Genomic DNA, 20,666 nt, shown 5'->3' with positions numbered 1-20,666 from the left:
GACAAAGGACAAAGGACAAAGAACAAAGGACAAATTAAAGGACACTGGCAGGGAGTGGGGGATTGGCGAGTTCTTCTTTCTCAAAAACTCGGTCAATCAGCCCGTATTCTTTTGCTTGGTAGGGTGTCAGATATAACAGCCGATCCATATCTTTAATTATTTTTTCTGGAGGCTGTCCGGTGGTACGATGCAAGATATCAACTAACGCCCCTTTATTTACCAAAACTTCCCTGGCGCGAATTTGAATATCCGTTGCTTGACCTTGGGCGTAGCTCTTGGGCTGATGCAGGATAATCGAGGAGTGAGGCAAACTAGCGCGGCAACCTTTTGTCCCAGCACTGAGAAGCATCGCTGCCATACCCATCGCGGAACCGACGCAGATGGTGTGGATCGGAGGCTTGATATATTTCATGGTGTCAAAGATGGCGAAGGCTTCGGTTTCAAAGCCAATGGGTTCGCCACTGTAACCGGAAGTGCCGGTGGAGTTGATATAGATTTTAATCGGCTTTTCGGGGTCGTCGGACTGCAAAAACAGTAATTCAGCCACGATTAATTCGGTGACAGCAGGCACCAGTGGCATCCCAATATAGACAATTCGCTCCTTTAACAAGAGGGAAGGTAAATCTGGCGGCGGTGTCCGGTAGAAGTTATCGCCGTAATATGGGGCTTGAACAGCCTTGATTGGGGAAGTGTCCATAACAACTGATCGCCTGAAACTATGCCGTTAACTGTAATACATCCTAGCGCGATACTACCTTTTCTCAAGGTGCGGATTTCTCCCTAATGCTTAAGCTGGCTTCGCATCTGCGAATGCGTGGCTTCTAAGATATTCTGATTTTGACACTCTCACGCCTTAGTAACGCTTTATTTTTCTCCACAGATCAAGTAGCTTATGTAAAGCGTGATAACATAACTATTGTGGTGAATAAAGGTCGAGCCATGATAGTTTACGAGTTTAAGGTAAAAGGAAAAGAGAGGCAGTATCGCGCTATTGACGAGGCTATTCGTACCAGCCAATTTGTCCAAAATAAGTGCTTACGCTATTGGATGGACAACAAAAGTATAGGTAGATATGACCTCAACAAATACTGTGCGGTATTGGCCCAAGAGTTTCTTTTTGCCGATGAACTTAATTCAATGGCTAGACAATCTGCTGCTGAACGTGCATGGTCGGCGATAGCGCGGTTTTACAATAACTGCAAGAAGAAAGTTAAAGGCAAAAAGGGGTTCCCTAAATTTAAAAAACATTGTCGCTCAGTTGAGTACAAGACAACTGGCTACAAACTTTCGACTAATCGTAAAGCAATTACTTTCTCAGATAAAAAAGGCATCGGAACTCTGAAACTAAAGGGAACCTATGATCTAAACTACTACGATATTAAGCAAATAAAAAGAGTCCGTTTAGTACGTCGCGCTGATGGGTATTATGCTCAGTTTGCGATTGATGTTGATGTTAGGGTTGAATCCAAACCAACTTTTCAAGTAGTTGGTATTGATTTAGGGTTAAAGTATTTCATTGCTGATAGTAAAGGGAATGTGGAACCCGCCCCTAACTTTTACCGCAAGGCGGAGATTGCTTTAAACCGTGCTAATCGTAAAAAGTCCAAGAAGTTCAGCACGATAAAGAAGAAAGCCAGAGCTAGACAATCTAACAATTACCACAAAGCTAGAAATAGGTATGGCCGTAAACATTTAAGAGTAAGTAGGCAACGAAAAGAGTATTGCATCTTATTAGCGTACTCCGTCATCCAATCTAACGATTTGGTAGCCTATGAAGATTTGAATGTAATGGCTCTGGTACGTAACCGACATCTAGCTAAATCTATCAGTGACGCTGGTTGGTACACTTTCCGCTTGTGGTTAGAATATTTTGGACATAAATATGGGAAAGTAACCATTGCTATTCCTCCCTATAATACAAGCCAAAATTGTTCTAACTGTGGCGAGAAAGTGAAAAAATCTCTGTCTACGAGAACCCATGTTTGCCCGAAAGTGACCGGGGGGAGTATCCCCCCGGCGCATTTCGCTCATTGTGACTATGTGGCGGATAGAGCTTTGAATGCTAGCATCAACATTTTAAGATTAGGATTGAGTACGGTAGGGCATACCGGAATTTACGCTACAGGAGATTTGACATCAAAGAGCGGTTGGCGCAAGCCTGCCGTCTAACGGCGAGTCCGTGAATGTAGAATCCCCTCTCTAGCGAGACGCAAGTGCGAACGGCAATAGCTGCGGGGAGTGTCAATTTTTAATATGCATATCCTGAATAGGGACTTTAAGTTATGAAGGTTAGTTTGCAGCCTGCCTTGAATGATGGTAATTTGGACGCGAATCAACTGAATAGTCAACGTCAGTTGGGAATTTCGATTTCAGCGATCGCAGAGTCTCTAGACCGGAATGTGCCACTGAATTTATGTTTAATTCTCGATCATAGTGGTTCGATGAATGGGCGATCGCTAGAAACGGTCAAAAAAGCAGCGATTCGTCTGGTAGATAGACTCAAGAGTGGCGATCGCCTCAGTGTTGTAGTTTTCGATCACCGTGCCAAAGTCTTAGTTCCCAGTCAAAGTCTCGAAAATCCAGAGAAAATCAAACAGCAAATTAATCGCCTAGCTGCCGATGGTGGAACTGCAATTGATGAAGGACTGCGCTTGGGGATTGAGGAGTTGGCAAAGGGCAAAAAAGATACTGTTTCCCAAGCCTTCCTATTAACAGATGGCGAAAATGAACACGGTGATAACAATCGCTGTTTGAAATTCGCCGAATTAGCTGCTAGCTATAATTTGACTTTGAACACTTTGGGATTTGGTGACAATTGGAACCAAGATGTTTTAGAAAAAATTGCTGATGCTGGTTTGGGTAGTTTATCTTACATTGAAAAACCCGAAGATGCAGTGGATGAGTTTAATCGCCTGTTCAGCCGCATTCAAACAGTGGGATTGACTAATGCTTATCTGTTATTGTCTCTAATGCCCAATGTCCGGCTAGCGGAACTCAAACCCATTGCCCAAGTTTCCCCAGACACTATTGAGTTACCACTGCAACAAGAAGCTGATGGACGTTTCGCTGTGCGGTTGGGAGATTTAATGAAAGATGCAGAACGGGTGATTTTAGCTAATATTTATTTGGGACAATTGCCAGCAGGTGAACAAGCGATCGCTAATGTACAAGTCCGCTACGATGATCCAGCCGCCAACCAGGTAGGTTTATTTACACCAAATATCCCAGTTTATGCCCATGTAGTCAAAAATTATCAAGCAGACCCGAATCCACAGGTGCAACACTCTATTTTGGCATTAGCTAAATATCGCCAAACCCAGCTAGCCGAGACGAAATTGCAACAGGGCGATCGCAGTGGTGCAGCGACAATGTTACAAACGGCTGCTAAAACTGCCCTACAAATGGGAGATAAAAGTGCGGCAACGGTGTTACAAACTTCTGCTACTCAGTTGCAAGCTGGACAAGACTTATCTGAAAGCGATCGCAAGAAAACCAGGATGGTCTCCAAAACAGTTTTGCAAGATACCCCTCCTACATGAAAGTTAAATTGCTATCGGCGTTAAATGACAATAATGTTGATGTGGCTCAAACAAGTAGCCAACGTCAACTAGCAATGACGATTTTTGCAATCCCTGGTGAGTTTGACCAAAATCTGCCCCTTAATCTCTGCTTGATTCTCGATAAAAGCGGTTCCATGCATGGACAACCAATTAAAACCGTGATCCAGGCAGTGGAAAGATTAATCGATCGGTTGAAAGTAGGCGATCGCATCTCAGTTGTAGCTTTTTCCGGTTCTGCGTCAGTCATTATCCCCAATCAAGCGATCGAAGACCCCGAAAGCATCAAATCTCAAATTAAAAGCAAACTCAGTGCTAGCGGCGGTACTGTCATCGCTGAGGGTTTGGAATTGGGAATTACAGAACTGATGAAGGGTACAAGAGGCGCTGTTTCTCAGGCGTTTCTGCTGACAGATGGGCATGGTGATAGCGGTTTGCGGATTTGGAAGTGGGATATTGGGCGAGATGACAACAAGCGCTGTCTTCAACTGGCGCAAAAGGCTGCCAAGCTGAACCTAACTATCAACACTTTCGGATTTGGCAATAGCTGGAATCAGGATTTGCTAGAAAAAATTGCTGATGTCGGTGGTGGGACTTTAGCCCATATTGAACGTCCTGAACAAGCTGTGGATCAATTTAGCCGACTGTTTGGGCGGATTCAGTCCATTGGGTTAACTAATGCCTACTTGCTGTTATCTCTAATGCCTAATGTCCGATTAGCAGAACTTAAACCCATTGCCCAAGTTGCCCCAGACACAATCGAGTTACCAATAGAACCAGAAGCTGATGGTAGCTTTGCTGTACGTTTGGGAGATTTGATGCAGGATGTAGAACGGGTAGTTTTGGCTAACATTTATTTGGGACAGTTGCCAGAAGGAAAACAAGCGATCGCACATCTGCAAATCCGTTATGATGACCCGTTGGTTAATGAACAAGGTTTACTTTCGCCCCTCGTGCCAGTGTATGCAGATGTGGTGCCGGCGTATCAACCAGCGTTAAATCCCCAGGTGCAACAATCTATTTTAGCATTAGCGAAGTATCGCCAAACTCAGTTAGCTGAGGCGAAATTGCAACAAGGCGATCGCACTGGTGCAGCCACGATGCTACAAACGGCTGCTAAAACCGCTTTACAAATCGGAGATAAAGGTGCAGCGACAGTGTTGCAAACCTCAGCTACTCGCCTGCAAGCTGGAGAAGAACTTTCGGAAGCAGACCTTAAGAAAACTAGGATTGTATCAAAAACCGTTTTACAGGAATAGTAAAAATTGATTTTGTTTGGAGGTGTAGAATGTCAACAATAAACTCTGTTATTGATAAGATTGCAATCCTTGCAGAACAGAGTGGTTATATAGGCTGTCTTGAATACTGGAGTATTTGCGGCGGTTATAATCCAGATTATAATCCAGATTATCCTCCAAGGTTAAGTGTTGAGCAGACCCAGGAACTTACTCAAAATTATCCGTTTCATTTACCATTAGAACTTTGTGAACTATACCAAAGGGGTAATAGTTGTTTGCCTATTGGTGTCAACCCTAACAAAAATTGGGATTCCTTCGACAGTTATTTTCAATTTGAATTTCCCTTGGAAGATGACGTTTTTTTTCCGTTAGGAGAAGCAATTAATACATATCGCTCTATAGCCTCTTGGTTAAAGAAGGACGAAGACAAATTACAGATATCAAGAAAAACAAATAATAGCCAGCAAAAAGTTCTAGCTTCTCTTCTGAATAGCAATAATTTTTCTTCACGCTTGTTTCCCATTTCTAGCACGGAGAATGGCTTATACGTTGTAGTCGGTAATGAAAAACAACAGGAAACATCACTAATACTCTTTTTATCGGAAGATTTAGTAATTTCTATGAAATTGTCAAGTCTTACTTGCATGATGCTAGGAATGGCAGAAGTCATGGAAAGACAAATGCAGTCACCAAAGCCTAATGGGTATGAAATCGAAGCTATTTGGCACAAGTATGCTGCCGCAGAGAGTGGTAATCCCTAATCAAGCAACAGTTTCATAGCGGTTAGGTAGTTCAATGATGCGATCGCTCAAGTAGTACTATGCAAAAATTAAGGCTTGCTAAATATCTTCATCTGGAGTCCCCATGAAAGCAATTAAAGTTATGGCAACCATTGATGAGCATGGGCAACTTACTTTAGATCATCCCTTAATGACTGACAAGAACAGTCGTGTTGAAGTAATTGTCCTGATCGCAGAAGCAACAGAAATTGATGAACATGAGCCATCTAAAGAAGTGATTGTAGAAGATTTTCGTCAAGCTTGGCATGAAGCTATGACGGGACAAACTATTCCCGTGGCTCAACTTTGGGAAGGACTGGAAGATGTCTGAGCAATCGTTTATTCAAGTTGAAACCGCGCCAACGTTCAACCGAAATCTACGCACCCTCGCCAAAAAATATCGGAGTATTCGTAATGATATACAACCCGTGATTGAACAACTTGAACGGGGGGAGTTACCTGGAGATCAAATATCTGGGATTGGTTATGCAGTTTTTAAGCTGCGAGTCCGAAATAGCGATGTTCAAAAAGGTAAAAGTGGTGGCTACCGTCTGATTTATTACATTAAAACAGCAATGGGGATCATTCTGCTCACTATTTATAGTAAATCCGAACAAGCTGATATGGCAGCAGATGACATTAGGAGCATTATTACTGAGTATGAACAAAGTGCAGTTGAAGACCAATCAATTTTATAAGCAAATTTCTAATTAAGATTATTTAGGAATTATAGCGGTTCCCCAATGGGTAAGATACACAAAGAATTAATTAACTACAAATAAACGATACACCAAAATAGATGCGTGAATTACTTAAATAAACAAGCCAATTTAGTAAGTCAAACCTCTGATGAAACTTAACAGCACTGCTTTTGGTTGCCCTTCTTGGACTAAGGCGATCGCTTCTCGCTTAGAGGATGTTTGAAAAGTCATCCAACGTATGTTTGACTACTCTAGCTATCGAGAAGTTGAACGAGAGAATGAGGGTTGTGGAACTTGCGATCGCTTCTCTGAGTTGCATTTAAGGCTCAAGCTGACACTTTTCAAACAACCTCTTAGAGTTGGCTTGTTGGATTAGCTGAGAAAGCTCTTGGTTGTCGCGTATATTTGCTCCTAGCATATAATTTGCCATTTTGAAGTCAGTTATAATTCTATGTTACGCGATCGCCTATTTCCTTGTTCTTAAGTTATCAGCAAAACCTCTAGCAGTTACATAATTGAAGCGATCGCCTATCACGACTCACAGGAATAGCGATCTCAATACATTACTCCCCTGCGATCGCCGATCTTGTAGGGTTTGTTAATACAATGTAACGCACCCAAACGTTACTTAATGCTAATTGTTTGTGCGTTACTCTCCGCTAGGACACTCTACAAGGTTGCATTTTGCCAGATAACACTCCATTCAGGGATGTTAATCTGCAAAAATCTTGTTATTACACTTATTAGTGGCTTTATCTGACAATTTCTGTAATATTTATCTTGTATAAGTATTTATCCTGTAATTTGCAAGATAATACATAGTTAGAAAACATAAACTACCAAAAATATAAATGGCATTTGATAAAAAAACCGCTCAGATAATAGCTTATAGAGCAGCTTACATATGCAGTAATCCCGAATGCAATACCCTGACAATAGGTCCGGCAATTACCGACCCTCAACTAAAAAATAAAAAGGGTGAGGCTGCTCATATTCTTGGTGAAAAGGCAGGTGCAGCTAGGCATGATCCGAACTCCTCTATCAATGTAGCAAGTGTCGAAAATGGATTATGGTTATGTGCTAACTGTCATACTTTAATAGATAAAAATAAAGGCGCTGATTATTCTTCAGATGATCTCTTCGGATGGAAGAAAGATCATGAAGAAACTATATCAATGCTGCTTAGAACCCATAAAAGTCCACTCCCGCTCATTTCAAGACAGTCAACAAACCGAAAAATCGCACAAGATATTGTTGATTATATATCGAACCAAGGTGTCTATTTTCAATGTCATTCAATTGAAAATCCTGATTATGTTATTAAATCTATCGATGAAGTAAGAAAAAGAATTCAGCGTGAAGTTAGAGCTATTGACTCTGATAAAGGCCTAAAAGATATATGTAGATATATTCAGGATGCAAACCGAGAGTGCATGAATGAATTGTCACGAGATAACAGTTTATTGCCTGATTATTTAACTATTCTACGAAAGAGGGTTGGGATACAGTTAAAAAGATTAAGAGACGAAATAGGATGTCATATCTCAGGTCAGATTACATCGATCATACCCTAATGTTCTAACAAAGCGCTGTTTTTGAATAAATTTTCCATAAAGTGCGGCTTAGACTCCTCCATTGGTTTCAAGCAAAAATGGTCAGTTTCGTTGTTGGGTACTGAGAAGTTATTGGCAATTCCTTTCAGAATTTGTCCCGCCGCAAAGACCAATAATTATTAAGCGATCGCCTAAAAATTACGACTCACAGGAATAGCGATCGCCTAACTCCTCAAATCGCCAATATAAGCCCCAATTTGTTTAAGTCCCTGCAAAACTTGGATACGTTCTGATGTATTTTCAAGTAACCGATAAGTATGGGATCTAGTATATTGAGGGACATTTTGGTGGCGATCGCATTTCAAAAACAATACTTCTCTTCCGTTTGTAACCATTGCATAACAACTTGACTGTAAGTTGGGAGCGCTCAATAAATAAGTAAGTGCTTGGGGAATTCCCGCCGTAACGTCTAGTCTTGCAGGTTTTGACTCGATTACCAAAATCCAAAAACTATCTTGAATCACCAAAATATCAATCCTGCCTTGAACTGCAATAGCATTAGCTTCGTCTGCAACTTCGATATTGGTACTTACTTCTGCTTTTACCAAAAAAGGAAATTGATAGAAACCTGCTAAATCTAGCAATGGTGATATAACTACAAGCTTAACAATTTCTTCGAGAGGTGGTTCTTCTTGACTGAGATAGGTATAGTTTCGAGTGAGGCGATCTAGTCCTTGTAGTTCCGCTTCGGTTAGAGTCGGCGCATTATTTAACCATTCATCAAAAAAGCGATCGCTAGAGTCTAGTCTCAAGCCAAAAGTTTGACGGAGAGCGCCAAGGGTAAGGCTACTAGCATTTGTAATCACGGTTAAATTCTTGTAGTAATTACATGAAGTTTAAAAGTCTAGACATTTGATCTAGGCTCCAATACCTAATATACGATATATTAAGAGCAAAAGAGCGATCGCCTAGAAATCACGACTCACAGGAATAGCGATCGCCTTTAAAAGATAGATTGTTGAGGCGATCGCCTAGAAATCAAGACTTACAATACTAGCGATCGCCTTGAGGAGAAAGATTGTTAATGCGATCGCATACCGCAAAGCCTTTAGCAGATAGATAATTGAGGCGATCGCCTATCACGACTCACAGGAATAGCGATCGCTCAAGTAGGACGATGCAAAAATTAAGGCTTGCTGAATATCTTCATCTTCTAATTCGGGAAACTCCTGAAGCAGTTCTTCACGATTAGGGTAAGTAGCTAATAACTCAATCACTCGACGAACGGTAAGCCGAAGATTACGAATAGAGGGTTGTCCATTCATGCGATTGGGATTGCTGATAATGCGATCTAATTTCATGGAAGTAACCCTAGCTCCTGATGAAAATTATCATCAATGTATATTGCTTTATGGCAAGTTAAAGAGAAACGATTGTACTCCAAGCAAAATTTTATAGCAAGGAACAGTAAATAAGGCTTCTGCCACTAAAATAGAAAAATCATTCACGAGCGTTGTACTTATGGGTAATGAAGTTGAACTACTTGAACACTGGCGAGAACTCACACCCCAAAAGCAACAAAAAGTTTTGGAGTTTGTTGAACTACTTAAATCTGAGTCAGAAACAATTCCCCCCGAATCTGATTTTGTGCCACAAACACCCTTAGCCAAAAAATTATGGTCAATACGACAACGAGCGATCGCTGCTGGATTGCAACTTCGTAAACGTTGACGAAATTGAACTTGAACTTGCTGCACGTCGCGGTGGATTCAGTGAGTCGTAAGAAGACGTACATAGACTCTGGTGTACTGATCAGCGCTTTCTGTGGCATTCAGTCAGTCAGCATCAGAGCAAATCAAATTCTTAACGATGAAAATCTGGAGTTTGCCTCAAGTCGCTTCGTTCAGTTAGAAGTCTTGCCTAAAGCGACTTTTAACAAGCAACAAGACGAAGCAGAATTTTACGAAACATTTTTTAGTGCTGTCATCCACTGGCCAACTGACTTAGAGCAAATTATGCAGAATGCTGATCAAATTGCCTGTACTTACGGTTTAGCTGCGATGGATGCACTTCATGTGGCGGCTGCTTTGCAAATTAAAGCTGATCAATTGATCACCACTGAAAAGCCAACCAAACCAATGCACCGAGTAAGGGAAATCCAGATTGTTTCAATATAAAGCGATCGCTCACAACCAAAAGCCGCGCCACAGCAAGCATTTAGGCATTATAGCGGTTCCAAAGGGAGAAAAAAGATTTCATTCCTCAATAGAGCAACTCCATAAATAAATTGACCTTTGTTGAAGCCAGATGGCAGAGGTTGTTTTTCTGCGACTGATGGATGATTACCCATCAGCCACAACTACCTAACAACGTTACCTAGTTGTAAATTAATGCAAACGTAGACTACCACAAATGCGTCTTAGAGTTGAGCAAAGCTTCTTCAAAGGTGCATCTGTCGCTTGCTTGACAGGTAGTAGATTACTTCGATACCTATGGCTACTCCTACCATGAATATTAAAACCCAGACGGTTTGTGGATCTGTTTGCAAAGCAAACCAAATTAACATTCCTAGTGCTACCAAACATATTCCAGCACCTAGAAGTGAAATCCACTGCTTGCTTTTCGTATAACGATGCATACGAGCATTAGCTAAATTAACCGCAGCAAATATCAGGAGAAACCCGGCACTACCCATCGTTGATATCCGATTTATGTCAAAGATATTGGCAATTATTAGAGTAATACCACTAGTAATAAATAAGCCAATTGAAGATTGGTTATAGCCATTTATTTGGCTGTCAGAGTCAAACCCCCTAGTTTTAGCAATAACAGAGCTAAAACGAGCTGAACCGTAGAGTGTTGCGTTACTAGCCGAGATAGTTGATAACAGAGCAGCGATCGTAATCAAAACAGATCCCAATTGCCCGATAATTGGTTTGGCAACTTCAGCTAAAGCATAATCTTTTACTGCCAAAATCTGTTCTATTGGTTCTGCTCCCAATGTGACGAGTGCTATTAAAACGTAAAGCAAAATAACGAACCCAATTACAGAGTAATAAACCCGTGGCAAAGTGTACTTGGGATTGACAAGATCCTCGGCTGTATTGGCGATTAGTTCAAAGCCTTCATAAGACAAGAAGATCACCATTGCTCCTGCGAAAATTGACTGTAGCGACGACACTGACACTGGTTCTAGACGGGAAATGTCGATATGACTGATCCCCATAGTAATGAACAGGATCAAAATTCCCAGTTTGAAGCTGACAATCCAGATTTGAGATTTCCCAATATAATTGGCAGTTAGTAGATTTAGTCCAGTCGTCCCTAAAATTGCCAAGCTAATCAGTAAGTGCTTCCAAATAGGTTGAGTAGGCTCTGTAAACAGGCTAACTCCATAACTACCAAAAGCCTGCAAGTAAAACGAAAGCATGACTATATAGCTAAACCATAGTAGAAGATTCAGTGTCCCACTAAACAGCCCTAGACCAAAAGCCTGGTTTAAGAAGGTTACTGTCCCGCCTCGACATGGATGAGCTACCGAAAGTTTGGCATAAGCATAAGTAGTTATCAAAGCTATTGACCCTGCTATAACAAATGCTAGTGGTGCGCCTGCACCAGCTATTTGGATTGCAACTCCCAGCGCTGGAAAAAGTCCACCGACAATGCCTCCTACACCCAATGCCCACACAGACCAAAAACCTATTTTTTTGCTTGACACCTGTAACCTCTTTAGGAATAGATAGTCTTATAGTCGTTGACCAGCACGCAGATAATCAAGCTTGCAAAAGAAAACTGCTGTATATCTGGGGATTTTAGCTAAGGGAAATCCAGATTATTTCAATATAAAGCGATCGCTCATAACCAAAAGCCCCGCCACAGCAAGCATTTAGGCATTATAAAATTTAGTTTCAGGCTTTGATTAATTATCCTTTGATTGTAAATAGACCATATTGTAGGGGAAAAGCCATGCTAAACCCTTACGGAAGATGTGGCTTTTCACGTTATACATATTTACTCTTTATTGTCAATGCGTAAGTCCTAAATTAAAGTAAAATAGGAATTCTTTGAGTATTTAGGAGCAGCCATGTACGTGCTAATTGGTGGAGCAGGCTTAGTGGGACTGACTTTGGCTCAAAAATTGGTAGAACTAGGGCATACGGTTGCCGTCATTGATATTGATCCTACCGCTTGCCGATATGCCCGTGAACAAGTCGGCGCGATGGCTTTTGAAGGCAGTGCTGTGAGTACAGAAGTATTATTAGAAGCTGGGATTCGTAAAGCCAACGCTCTAGCAGCTGTCCTCAGAAGTGATGCCCTCAACTTAGCAATGGTAACTCTCGCTAAACACTACGGTGTTAGCCATACTCTGAGTCGAATGCGCCACCCCGATTTTGCCGAGCCACTGCGTATAGCAGGAGCCAACCATATTATTAGTACCGTTGAACTTGCAGTTTCCACAATGGTGAATGCCATTGAGTATCCGCAAGTAGAATCAATCATGCATTTTGAGCAGGGACAGATTGAGGTTTTGAAAATTTCTATTCCCAACAGTTGCTATGTAGCCAATCGTAGCGTTGCCGAAATTGCTCAAGATTCTCGGTTTCCCAGTGGTTCTCTGATTATCGGCTATCAACCTCACCCTCACGAGGATTTAATGATTCCTAATGGCAGTACAGTCATAAAACCGGATTCGACTCTACTGATTGTGACCAAACCAGGGTCTTTACATCAAGTTATTGATTTTATTGAAGGTTGTAAATAGTTTTGATGAAGCTGTATCCACATCTTTATTTAGTAATTGCAGTTATTCTGCTTGCATCTTGTAAACCAATTCAAAATTCACCAAAGTCACAACCAGTTACTAGTCAGGCAACCCCATCTAACAAGATAGTGACTTTAGATAGTAACTTCAAGATAGCAATGGGTCAAACGATTTATGTACCTGTCTATTCTCATATTTATCATTACAATCGACAGCAGATTTTTAATTTAGCGGTTACGCTTAGTATTCGGAATACAGATTTGGTCAATCCGATCATTATTACTTCTGTGCGCTACTATGACTCGGCTGGAAAGTTAGTTAAGCAGTATTTAGAGCATCCTATTCAACTTGATGCGCTAGCTTCCACAGATTTTTTTATTAATACGAATGACACCAGTGGTGGCTTAGGCGCAAACTTTATTGTAGAGTGGGTATCTCAAACAGAAATAACTGAACCGATAGTAGAGGCAATCATGATTGGTACTGACTTTCAGCAAGGAATTTCTTTTACCAGTCCTGGTAAGGTGATTAAAAGTCAAAACAACAAACGTTCATTGCCGAAACAAGGATCTTGAAAAGCTATTAAAATAATTCGTAATTCGTAATTCGTAATTAAGTTTTGCAACGGTGATTTAGCAAAAAAATTGTAGGTTGGGTGGAGGCTTTGCGTAACCCAACATCCTGATAATTAGTCCCGCTAGGCTAAAATGTTGCAAAAAAATTGCTTTGTTGGGGAGCCACTGCGTTGCGCGGGTTAAGAGCGTTGTAGCAAGTGGCGTTGGAGGCAAAGCGTAACCCAACATTCTGATAATCAGTTGGGTTGCGCTCCGCTCCACCCAACCTACGTCTACGTCTAACGCACTTACTTCCGACTTCCGACTTCGTTTAATCATCATCAAGTTGGAGCAACTGTTCATCAATAATTTGTATCCGCCCTCGCGCAATATCTTCCGAGAGAATTCGTTTACGCATTGCTTCGTTGAGCGCTCCTTTTTCGGCTGATAGTAAACGACGGCGAATAGCGTCAAGTTTAATGCGCCCACCACTTTTAGCTTCAAACTCATCGGGACGGCGATTATAAAATTCTCGTAGCGCCTTTTCTGCTCCTGCTATTCGTACCTGATAAGTTGAGCGCATTTCTTCATAGATGGCTCTTGGTAATACCCCTGACTTCAACAAGCTATCTAATTCATCCTGTGCTGCTTTACCTGTCATCAGTTGAGCTTGCAATTCTTCAACCTGCTGCTGAGTCTCTGAAAATTGAGATAATTTTAAGCGTTTTACCAACCAAGGCAAGCTTAAACCTTGTCCGACTAATGATACCAGCACACTGCCGAAGACTAAAGTAATCAGGAATTCTCGCCCTGGCAATGTGGTGGGTAAACTCAAAGCCAGAGCCATCGAGAGTGAACCCTTGATGTTACCTAAAAAAAGTAAATGTTGCCAGCGTAGCGGAATTGGGCGGTCAAACCAACGAAGCACTGCCAGCAGAGGATAGACTGTAAGAACTCGCCCGACTTGATACGCCAAAACTGCAAGTAGAATTGCAGGTAAAGTTTTCCAGAGTGTCACTGGGTTTATTTCTACACCAATCAACAGAAAAATAAAGGTGTTGACAGTAAAACTGGCATATTCCCAGAAACTCAACAAGGTGATGCGACTAGAAGCAGAAGTATTGCGAGACAGCCCAAGATTCCCAAAAATTAATCCAGCTACAACTACAGCCACCGCACCAGAGACACTTAGAAATTGCCCTACCTGAAAAGTTCCTAATGCAACCGCGACCGTCAGTAAGAGACTGCTAAGGGGATCATCTAAACGGGCGAATACAGGTATGCTCAAGTAACCCAAGACTAACCCGACGACGCAGCCTCCGAGAGCTATCAATAGCAGTTGTTGAATTCCATCTAGTAAAGTCAGCGATCCTGTCGAATATACTTGCAAAATCAGGTTGAATGCAACTAGGGCAGCGCCATCGTTGAATAGGGTTTCTCCTTCAACGATGGTAGAAAGCCGGGAAGGTACTGGTATTTCCTTAAATATGGCAATCATTGAAACTGTATCAGTATTTGCCAGCATTACTCCTATAAATAAAGCAGGTATCCAAGTCAGCCCCAGCAAAAATTTCAACAGAACGGCAATAATAGCAGTAGAAAGCACAGCTCCAGGGCCAGCCAAGAGAGCAATTGGTTTAAACGTGCTGCGTAGGCGGCTGACATCTGTATTGATGCCAGCTTCAAAGATTAGAATTGGCAGGAAAAGATTCAAAACCAGGGATGGGTCTAAACCAATGCGACGAGACAATAACTCTGTGATTGGCAGACCAGCCAACACTAAACCCGTGACATAAGGGACGCGTAACCGACGGGACAGCAACGCTACACCAGTGGCAACGAGCAGGAGAATAATTGAAATCTTGATTAATTCGGTAACATTCACTTAAGATACTGAAATTTATTTTAGTTTCATTAATAAACGTTGCCAAAAAGGTAATACAAATGTCAAGGTTAATTTTAGTTTAAAGGTGAGCGAAGCTAGGCAAATTTACGCCCCAGTGTAGTAGTAAAATTCTGCTAAAAGTGCTAGAGGTAAATAGTTGGTAGCTTGAGAAGTAGACATGAAAACCACTGGTATTCATCATGTAGCTATTATTTGTTCTGACTACGATCGCTCCAAAAGATTTTATGTAGAAGTTTTAGGCTTTTCAATTATTCAAGAGACTTTTCGCGCCGAGAGAAATTCTTATAAATTAGATTTACGAGTTGGAGAAAATGCTCAAATAGAGTTATTCTCTTTCCCCAATCCTCCAGAACGAGCTAGTAAACCAGAGGCTTGTGGTTTAAGGCATCTTGCTTTTCAAGTTGATGATGTTGAGCAAACTGTTTTTTATTTAAAATCAAAAGGGTTAGAAGTAGAGAATATCAGAGTTGATGAAATTACAGGTAAGAAATTTTCTTTTTTTAAAGATCCAGATAATTTGCCGTTAGAGATTTATGAACATTAGGCTTTAATATGATCATTAGAGAATATAGACTATCTGATACTAAGATAATAATGAAACTTTTTTACGATACAGTTCATGAAATCAATATTTGCGATTATACTCAGGAACAAATCAATGCTTGGGCACCAGAAAGTATGGATTATGAAGTTTGGCAGAAAAGATTACAAGCCAAGCTTCCCTACATCGCAGAAGATAATGATGAGATAGTTGGGTTTGGAGAATTAGAACCCGATGGTCACATTGATTGTTTTTATTGTCATAGCAAATACCAAAGAAAGGGTATTGGCTCAAAACTATTAACTCATATAGAAAATACTGCCAAATTCCGAGGAATTAAACGGCTATATACAGAAGCGAGTATTACTGCAAAGCCATTTTTTCAAAACAAGGGATTTAGCATAGTCAGGGAACAGCAAGTAGAACGGCGGGGAGTTTGGTTTGAAAACTATGTAATGGAAAAATACCTGTGAATTTTGACAATATCTGCAAATTCTTAGCTGAAAACTTCTCCAGTGACTTCGCCACTTGGTTATTAGGTGAACCCATCACTTTAACCGAATTAAGTCCAAAAGAATTATCTCTAGAACCGATTCGTGCCGATGCCCTAATTCTGCTACAGTCGGAGCAAAGCATATTACATTTGGAATTTCAAACCCAACCTGATGCTGAAATTCCTTTTCGGATGATTGACTATCGGTTGCGAGTATATCGCCGCTTTCCACACAAAGCAATGCATCAAGTTGTGATTTACCTCAAGCAGACAAATTCCGATTTGGTGCAACAAAATACATTTACGATTTCTGGGACACGCCATGAATTTGCAGTTATCAGACTTTGGGAAGAACCAACTGAAGTATTTCTGAGAACGCCTGGACTGTTACCGTTTGCGGTTTTAAGTAGTACAATTGATCGAGAAGCCGTGCTTAACCAAGTGGCACGGGAAATTAACAGAATGACAGAACCAAGAACTCAAAGTAATATTGCTGCTTCCACAGCGATTTTAGCTGGTTTAGTATTAGACAAAGAGGTTATCAGACGAGTTTTGAGGTCAGATATTATGCGCGAGTCAGTGATTTATCAAGATATTCTAGAAGAAGGCAAAGCTGAAGGCAAAGCTGAAGGCAAAGCTGAAGGCAAAGCTGAAGGTAAAGCTGAAGCTTTACTTGAAGTGGCAAGAAATCTAGTTAATACTGGTATGCCATTAGAACAGGTAGCAAGAGTTACAGGGTTATCAATTGAGCAGTTACAGCATTTACAGGCATAAGTAGAAGAAGACGCACATCAATAAGGTCTGATTAGATACATGATTAACAGAGTTGCGTCAGTCCAATAAATAATCGGTGCAGTCAACCTGCACCGATTACTAACTGTGACTCGAATTAAACATCCCATTGTTTCACGCCAATGCTGAAGCTTGGGGTTTGGCAAAAATCATTCTTCCTGCTGTAGTTTGCAAAGCACTGGTAACTACTACTCGCAGTTCACCACCCACATAACTACTACCTTCTTCAACGACTACCATTGTGCCGTCATCTAGATAGCCAATACCTTGACTGGGTTCTTTACCTTCCTTGAGAATTTTCAAATCAAGGTTGTCACCAGGCAAATAACTGGGACGGACGGCATTCACTAAATCATTCACATTCAAAACAGGTACTTTCTGAACACTGGCAACTTTAGATAAGTTGTAGTCGTTGGTTAGTAGTGTGCCGCTAATTTCTTGGACGAAGCGCACTAACTTGGCATCCACTGTGGCAATATCTTCGTAATCAAGTGCATTAATCACGATGCGATCGGGGTAAGTTTCTTTAATGCGGTTGAGAATTTCTAGTCCTCGCCTTCCCCGCACCCGCTTTTGGTCTTTGCTAGCATCGGCTACTTGTTGCAGTTCTTGCAAAACAAACTGCGGCACGATAATTTGACCTTCCAGAAACCCTGTTTCTAGTAAGGCTTCAATACGACCATCAATAATACAGCTAGTATCTAAAACTTTGGTATTGGCTGGTTTTAGCGTTCCTTCCGCTACCATTGATTCGACGGTGTTGGGATTAATGAACCGCAATAAGCCTCGCCCGTGGGTGTCTGCCAAATTCATACCAGTGACGGAGAGGATAATACTGCCGACAACTGCCACCAGTGGTTTAATAAATCCAAAATCTGCCGGTATAGGTAGCAAAAATAGTGGGGCTAGCATCAGGTTAGCTAGCAATAGCCCAATCACTAAGCCAATGGCACGAGTTAAGATCACTTCCAGAGGCATTTCTTTGATTTGTGATTCTAGACGGCGATATGTCGTCTGGAAACTCAGCCCGATCGCACCACCAATAATAGCGCCAAAGACGGCAACAACTAAGCGTAAAGCTTCAAGATTTGTTACCTGATCTAGCGCCCCATTGGGTAGTAGTTCAATGCTGTAGAACCCTATTCCCGACACTGCAAGGATAAATGAGAAAATAATAATGGCGTCAAGCATGGTTGTCTTGTTTTCCTGCAACTGTGTTAACCGATAAAGTTAAGTATTTTTTATTTCATCGGTAAGATAAACTAATCAATATTGACCCTTCGGCTTCTCTACGAGACGCTACGCGAACGCTCAGGGTCAACAGTGAGCGAAGCCGAACTGTTGACTTACACTAAGGGTTTAGTAGGGCAATATCTGCAATTATTATAACGAAAGGCTTTATATCTTAATATTTTTCATTGTTTCCTTGTAAAACGACAAAAACTTGTGAAGAAACTACTCATTTTGTCAGAATCCAGAATCCAGAAGTCAGAATCCAGAAGTCAGAATTAAGAAGTCAGAATTAAGAAGTCAGAATTAAGAAGACTTTGATACCCAAACTTAATAATTTTAATAAAATCAAGAAGTTATAGCACGCTTGATTTTTCAATTATTCTGGATTCTGGCTCCTGACTCCTGAATTCTTATTCATTGTCTCTAATTCGCAGTTGGGTTAACTTAAAACTTTTCTCAAAATGAGTCAAAAATTTAGTATTTCTGGAATTGCGAGTTCTGCTTATGTGCATATACCCTTTTGCAGACGGCGGTGTTTTTATTGTGATTTCCCGGTGTCTGTTGTGGGCGATCGCTTACGGGGCGAAACATCTGGTACTATCTCCCAATATGTTGAGGTGCTATGCCAAGAAATTGCCATGACACCAGCATTTGGTCAACCCCTGAAGACAATTTTCTTCGGTGGTGGTACCCCTTCGCTGCTATCAATAGAGCAGTTACAACGTATAGTGGGAGAGCTAGAGAAGCATTTTGGTATTGCTTCTAGGGCAGAAATTTCTATGGAAGTAGACCCAGGCACCTTTGATTTAGCACATATAGCAGGCTATCGCAATGCAGGCGTGAACCGGGTAAGTTTGGGTGTACAAGCCTTTCAATCAGAATTATTGCAAACGGCGGGGCGATCGCACTCAGTTGAAGATATCTTTGCAGCTGTGGAACTAATCCACCAAGTTGAGATTCCCGAATTTAGTTTAGACTTAATTTCCGGGTTGCCGCATCAGTCTTTGGATCAATGGCAGGATTCCTTAGAAAAAGCGGTGGTGCTTGTACCTACTCACATTTCCATCTATGATCTTACCATTGAACCAGGTACAGCCTTTGGTCGTTACTACAAACCTGGTGATACTCCTTTGCCCACGGATGAAGCCACAGTCAAAATGTACCAGATGGCGCAACAAGTTTTAACTAGTGCAGGTTATGAGCATTATGAAATATCCAATTATGCCCAACCTGGCCATCAGTGTCGGCATAATCGGGTTTATTGGGAAAACCGCCCTTATTATGGCTTTGGTATGGGTGCGGCGAGTTATGTTGAGGGGAAGCGCTTCACTCGTCCGCGTAAAACGAAGGAATATTACCAGTGGGTGCAAGCTGGCGGTGTGATTGATTGTGATGTTACCCCCCCAAAGGAAGTATTGTTAGAAACGTTAATGTTGGGGTTGCGTTTGGCGGAGGGTGTGAGTTTGGCGGCGTTGGCGCTGACATTTGGGGAAGAAAAGGTAGAGGAAATTTGCAGATGTTTGCAAGTGTATTTTGAAAAAGGTTGGGTGGAAGTTGCAGAAGGAAGGTTGCGTTTGATTGATCCCCAAGGGTTTTTGTTTTCTAATGTGGTGTTGGCAGAGTTGTTTGAGAAGTTGGGGTGACGAACTGCTTATGCAAAAAAATCAAGTTAGAAAAGCTGTGATTCCGGTAGCTGGTTTTGGGACTCGGTTATTTCCAGCTACTAAAGTTGTGAAAAAAGAACTTTTCCCGATTATTGATCGAGATGGTAGGGCAAAACCTGTGATTCTGGCAATTATTGAAGAGGCAATTAGTGCTGGAATTACAGAAGTAGCGATCGTGGCGCAGCCAGATGATCAAGAAATATTTGAAAATTTATTAAAAAATCCACCCAAAAAAGAACTTTTAGATAAACTTTCACTGCAAAATCAAGAATATAGCCGATATTTGCAAGATTTAGGTAACAGAATTACCATCTTATTGCAAGAGGAGCAATTAGGCTATGGCCATGCGGTATTTTGTGCCAAGGATTGGGTGCAAGATGAGCCGTTTTTGCTATTGTTGGGCGACCACATTTATACATCTGACATTGAAAAATCTTGTGCTAGTCAAGTTTTAGATGTTTACGAACAAGTTAATCAAAGCGTTATTGGCTTAACTACAATGTCAGTAGAGATTATTCATAAAGCTGGGTGTGTAACAGGAATTTGGCAAGATTTAAACTCGATTTTGTCAGTTACACAACTCTATGAAAAACCTACCATTGAGTATGCACAACAGCATTTGCGTGTAGAGGGAATGGCAGAAAATGAGTTTTTAGGTATATTTGGCTTGTATTTACTTACGCCGAAAATTTTTGACTTTCTCGAAGAACATATCAATGAAAATTTCCGAGAAGGAGGTGAATTTCAGTTAACATCCTGTCTTGAGAGATTGCATCAGCAAGAGGGAATGACAGGATATGTTGTTAAAGGCAAGTGTTTTGATACAGGATTGCCAGATGCTTATCGTCAGACAATGATTGATTTTAGAAAATTTTGAAGAAGAATTCAGAATT

22 protein-coding genes and 1 pseudogene are annotated in these 20,666 nt (G+C 41.2%); 17 read left to right on the top strand and 6 right to left on the bottom strand.

The window, feature by feature from the left end; translation table 11 throughout:
* Positions 1–34 precede the first annotated feature (34 nt).
* Complete coding sequence (locus V7K27_RS01345; protein WP_292798361.1) at positions 35–697, bottom strand: ATP-dependent Clp protease proteolytic subunit; 663 nt, start codon at positions 695–697, stop codon at positions 35–37.
* A gap of 242 nt (positions 698–939) precedes the next feature.
* On the opposite strand from V7K27_RS01345, the pseudogene V7K27_RS01340 reads away from it, so the two are divergent.
* The 8 genes and pseudogenes from V7K27_RS01340 to V7K27_RS01305 all read left to right on the top strand — a co-directional run bounded on the left by V7K27_RS01340 (position 940) and on the right by V7K27_RS01305 (position 7,849).
* Positions 940–2,203, top strand: a pseudogene (locus V7K27_RS01340) (RNA-guided endonuclease InsQ/TnpB family protein).
* 79 nt (positions 2,204–2,282) lie between these two features.
* The gene (locus V7K27_RS01335; RefSeq protein ID WP_334943573.1) at positions 2,283–3,539 is read left to right on the top strand and encodes a vWA domain-containing protein; all 1,257 of its coding nucleotides are present in this window, start codon (positions 2,283–2,285) and stop codon (positions 3,537–3,539) included.
* Complete coding sequence (locus V7K27_RS01330; RefSeq protein WP_334943571.1) at positions 3,536–4,816, top strand: vWA domain-containing protein; 1,281 nt, start codon at positions 3,536–3,538, stop codon at positions 4,814–4,816. Before V7K27_RS01335 ends, V7K27_RS01330 begins: the two co-directional genes overlap by 4 nt.
* 29 nt (positions 4,817–4,845) lie before the next feature.
* Positions 4,846–5,556 (top strand): hypothetical protein, encoded by a 711-nt coding sequence (locus V7K27_RS01325; protein ID WP_334943569.1) that lies wholly within the window; start codon positions 4,846–4,848, stop codon positions 5,554–5,556.
* Positions 5,557–5,659: 103 nt separating this feature from the next.
* Positions 5,660–5,905, top strand: coding sequence for a type II toxin-antitoxin system RelN family antitoxin (locus V7K27_RS01320; RefSeq protein WP_334943567.1), 246 nt, complete (start codon positions 5,660–5,662; stop codon positions 5,903–5,905).
* Positions 5,898–6,272 carry a type II toxin-antitoxin system RelE family toxin gene (locus tag V7K27_RS01315; protein ID WP_292798368.1) on the top strand — a complete coding sequence of 125 codons (375 nt, stop codon included), beginning with the start codon at positions 5,898–5,900 and terminating at the stop codon, positions 6,270–6,272. Before V7K27_RS01320 ends, V7K27_RS01315 begins: the two co-directional genes overlap by 8 nt.
* Before the next feature lie 241 nt (positions 6,273–6,513).
* Entirely contained in the window at positions 6,514–6,651 is a 138-nt protein-coding gene (locus V7K27_RS01310; RefSeq protein WP_334764441.1) for a hypothetical protein, read from the top strand.
* Positions 6,652–7,126: 475 nt separating this feature from the next.
* Positions 7,127–7,849 (top strand): HNH endonuclease, encoded by a 723-nt coding sequence (locus V7K27_RS01305; protein WP_334943565.1) that lies wholly within the window; start codon positions 7,127–7,129, stop codon positions 7,847–7,849.
* Between the two features lie 203 nt (positions 7,850–8,052).
* Here V7K27_RS01305 and V7K27_RS01300 read toward each other — a convergent pair whose 3' ends face one another.
* Together V7K27_RS01300 and V7K27_RS01295 are read right to left on the bottom strand one after the other, a co-directional pair.
* The gene (locus V7K27_RS01300) at positions 8,053–8,694 is read right to left on the bottom strand and encodes a restriction endonuclease subunit R (RefSeq protein WP_190963742.1); all 642 of its coding nucleotides are present in this window, start codon (positions 8,692–8,694) and stop codon (positions 8,053–8,055) included.
* A 273-nt stretch (positions 8,695–8,967) separates the two neighbouring features.
* The gene (locus V7K27_RS01295; protein WP_334943563.1) at positions 8,968–9,189 is read right to left on the bottom strand and encodes a DUF433 domain-containing protein; all 222 of its coding nucleotides are present in this window, start codon (positions 9,187–9,189) and stop codon (positions 8,968–8,970) included.
* Positions 9,190–9,349: 160 nt separating this feature from the next.
* Between V7K27_RS01295 and V7K27_RS01290 the strand changes: the two genes are divergently transcribed.
* Both V7K27_RS01290 and V7K27_RS01285 read left to right on the top strand, forming a co-directional pair.
* A complete protein-coding gene (locus tag V7K27_RS01290) occupies positions 9,350–9,559 on the top strand; it encodes a hypothetical protein (RefSeq protein WP_334943561.1) in 210 nt (69 codons plus the stop codon).
* Positions 9,556–10,005, top strand: coding sequence for a type II toxin-antitoxin system VapC family toxin (locus tag V7K27_RS01285; RefSeq protein WP_334943559.1), 450 nt, complete (start codon positions 9,556–9,558; stop codon positions 10,003–10,005). The genes V7K27_RS01290 and V7K27_RS01285 overlap by 4 nt, the downstream gene beginning before the upstream one ends.
* A 263-nt stretch (positions 10,006–10,268) precedes the next feature.
* On the opposite strand, the gene V7K27_RS01280 is transcribed toward V7K27_RS01285, so the two are convergent.
* Complete coding sequence (locus V7K27_RS01280; protein ID WP_334943557.1) at positions 10,269–11,546, bottom strand: APC family permease; 1,278 nt, start codon at positions 11,544–11,546, stop codon at positions 10,269–10,271.
* A 366-nt stretch (positions 11,547–11,912) separates the two neighbouring features.
* Here V7K27_RS01280 and V7K27_RS01275 point away from each other — a divergent pair, with 366 nt between their 5' ends.
* Complete coding sequence (locus tag V7K27_RS01275; protein ID WP_334943555.1) at positions 11,913–12,590, top strand: potassium channel family protein; 678 nt, start codon at positions 11,913–11,915, stop codon at positions 12,588–12,590.
* Between the two features lie 5 nt (positions 12,591–12,595).
* On the top strand, positions 12,596–13,165 hold the full coding sequence (locus V7K27_RS01270; RefSeq protein WP_334943553.1) for a DUF3124 domain-containing protein: 570 nt from the start codon (positions 12,596–12,598) through the stop codon (positions 13,163–13,165).
* A 310-nt stretch (positions 13,166–13,475) separates the two neighbouring features.
* Here V7K27_RS01270 and V7K27_RS01265 read toward each other — a convergent pair whose 3' ends face one another.
* Entirely contained in the window at positions 13,476–15,029 is a 1,554-nt protein-coding gene (locus tag V7K27_RS01265) for a cation:proton antiporter (RefSeq protein ID WP_334943552.1), read from the bottom strand.
* Positions 15,030–15,207: 178 nt separating this feature from the next.
* Between V7K27_RS01265 and gloA2 the strand changes: the two genes are divergently transcribed.
* From gloA2 to V7K27_RS01250, 3 genes are read left to right on the top strand one after another with little or no spacing between them, the layout of a single operon-like run.
* A complete protein-coding gene (gene gloA2 / locus V7K27_RS01260) occupies positions 15,208–15,594 on the top strand; it encodes an SMU1112c/YaeR family gloxylase I-like metalloprotein (protein ID WP_334943550.1) in 387 nt (128 codons plus the stop codon).
* An 8-nt stretch (positions 15,595–15,602) separates the two neighbouring features.
* Positions 15,603–16,064 (top strand): GNAT family N-acetyltransferase, encoded by a 462-nt coding sequence (locus V7K27_RS01255; protein ID WP_442947578.1) that lies wholly within the window; start codon positions 15,603–15,605, stop codon positions 16,062–16,064.
* Positions 16,061–16,858 carry an Rpn family recombination-promoting nuclease/putative transposase gene (locus V7K27_RS01250; protein WP_334943546.1) on the top strand — a complete coding sequence of 266 codons (798 nt, stop codon included), beginning with the start codon at positions 16,061–16,063 and terminating at the stop codon, positions 16,856–16,858. Before V7K27_RS01255 ends, V7K27_RS01250 begins: the two co-directional genes overlap by 4 nt.
* A 132-nt stretch (positions 16,859–16,990) precedes the next feature.
* Here V7K27_RS01250 and V7K27_RS01245 read toward each other — a convergent pair whose 3' ends face one another.
* Positions 16,991–18,067: a PIN/TRAM domain-containing protein gene (locus V7K27_RS01245; protein WP_334943544.1), complete on the bottom strand. Its 1,077-nt coding sequence runs from the start codon at positions 18,065–18,067 to the stop codon at positions 16,991–16,993.
* 503 nt (positions 18,068–18,570) lie between these two features.
* On the opposite strand from V7K27_RS01245, the gene hemW reads away from it, so the two are divergent.
* Positions 18,571–19,752: a radical SAM family heme chaperone HemW gene (gene hemW, locus V7K27_RS01240; RefSeq protein ID WP_334943542.1), complete on the top strand. Its 1,182-nt coding sequence runs from the start codon at positions 18,571–18,573 to the stop codon at positions 19,750–19,752.
* 10 nt (positions 19,753–19,762) lie between these two features.
* On the top strand, positions 19,763–20,650 hold the full coding sequence (locus tag V7K27_RS01235; RefSeq protein ID WP_334943540.1) for a UTP--glucose-1-phosphate uridylyltransferase: 888 nt from the start codon (positions 19,763–19,765) through the stop codon (positions 20,648–20,650).
* Positions 20,651–20,666: the final 16 nt, after the last annotated feature.

The sequence above is a fragment of the Nostoc sp. genome (genome assembly GCF_036919575.1).
GTDB lineage: Bacteria > Cyanobacteriota > Cyanobacteriia > Cyanobacteriales > Nostocaceae > Nostoc.
The sequence above is the reverse complement of the archived record's forward strand: the minus strand, read 5'-3'. Positions and strand labels throughout refer to the sequence as shown.

What these genes read in the sequence shown, in the direction of transcription:
- V7K27_RS01345 (WP_292798361.1), bottom strand. Translation starts at nt 697, where the DNA reads ATGGACACTTCCCCAATCAAGGCTGTTCAAGCCCCATATTACGGCGAT.
- V7K27_RS01335 (WP_334943573.1), top strand. Translation starts at nt 2,283, where the DNA reads ATGAAGGTTAGTTTGCAGCCTGCCTTGAATGATGGTAATTTGGACGCG.
- V7K27_RS01330 (WP_334943571.1), top strand. Translation starts at nt 3,536, where the DNA reads ATGAAAGTTAAATTGCTATCGGCGTTAAATGACAATAATGTTGATGTG.
- V7K27_RS01325 (WP_334943569.1), top strand. Translation starts at nt 4,846, where the DNA reads ATGTCAACAATAAACTCTGTTATTGATAAGATTGCAATCCTTGCAGAA.
- V7K27_RS01320 (WP_334943567.1), top strand. Translation starts at nt 5,660, where the DNA reads ATGAAAGCAATTAAAGTTATGGCAACCATTGATGAGCATGGGCAACTT.
- V7K27_RS01315 (WP_292798368.1), top strand. Translation starts at nt 5,898, where the DNA reads ATGTCTGAGCAATCGTTTATTCAAGTTGAAACCGCGCCAACGTTCAAC.
- V7K27_RS01310 (WP_334764441.1), top strand. Translation starts at nt 6,514, where the DNA reads ATGTTTGACTACTCTAGCTATCGAGAAGTTGAACGAGAGAATGAGGGT.
- V7K27_RS01305 (WP_334943565.1), top strand. Translation starts at nt 7,127, where the DNA reads ATGGCATTTGATAAAAAAACCGCTCAGATAATAGCTTATAGAGCAGCT.
- V7K27_RS01295 (WP_334943563.1), bottom strand. Translation starts at nt 9,189, where the DNA reads ATGAAATTAGATCGCATTATCAGCAATCCCAATCGCATGAATGGACAA.
- V7K27_RS01290 (WP_334943561.1), top strand. Translation starts at nt 9,350, where the DNA reads ATGGGTAATGAAGTTGAACTACTTGAACACTGGCGAGAACTCACACCC.
- V7K27_RS01275 (WP_334943555.1), top strand. Translation starts at nt 11,913, where the DNA reads ATGTACGTGCTAATTGGTGGAGCAGGCTTAGTGGGACTGACTTTGGCT.
- V7K27_RS01270 (WP_334943553.1), top strand. Translation starts at nt 12,596, where the DNA reads ATGAAGCTGTATCCACATCTTTATTTAGTAATTGCAGTTATTCTGCTT.
- gloA2 (WP_334943550.1), top strand. Translation starts at nt 15,208, where the DNA reads ATGAAAACCACTGGTATTCATCATGTAGCTATTATTTGTTCTGACTAC.
- V7K27_RS01255 (WP_442947578.1), top strand. Translation starts at nt 15,603, where the DNA reads ATGATCATTAGAGAATATAGACTATCTGATACTAAGATAATAATGAAA.
- V7K27_RS01245 (WP_334943544.1), bottom strand. Translation starts at nt 18,067, where the DNA reads ATGCTTGACGCCATTATTATTTTCTCATTTATCCTTGCAGTGTCGGGA.
- hemW (WP_334943542.1), top strand. Translation starts at nt 18,571, where the DNA reads ATGAGTCAAAAATTTAGTATTTCTGGAATTGCGAGTTCTGCTTATGTG.
- V7K27_RS01235 (WP_334943540.1), top strand. Translation starts at nt 19,763, where the DNA reads ATGCAAAAAAATCAAGTTAGAAAAGCTGTGATTCCGGTAGCTGGTTTT.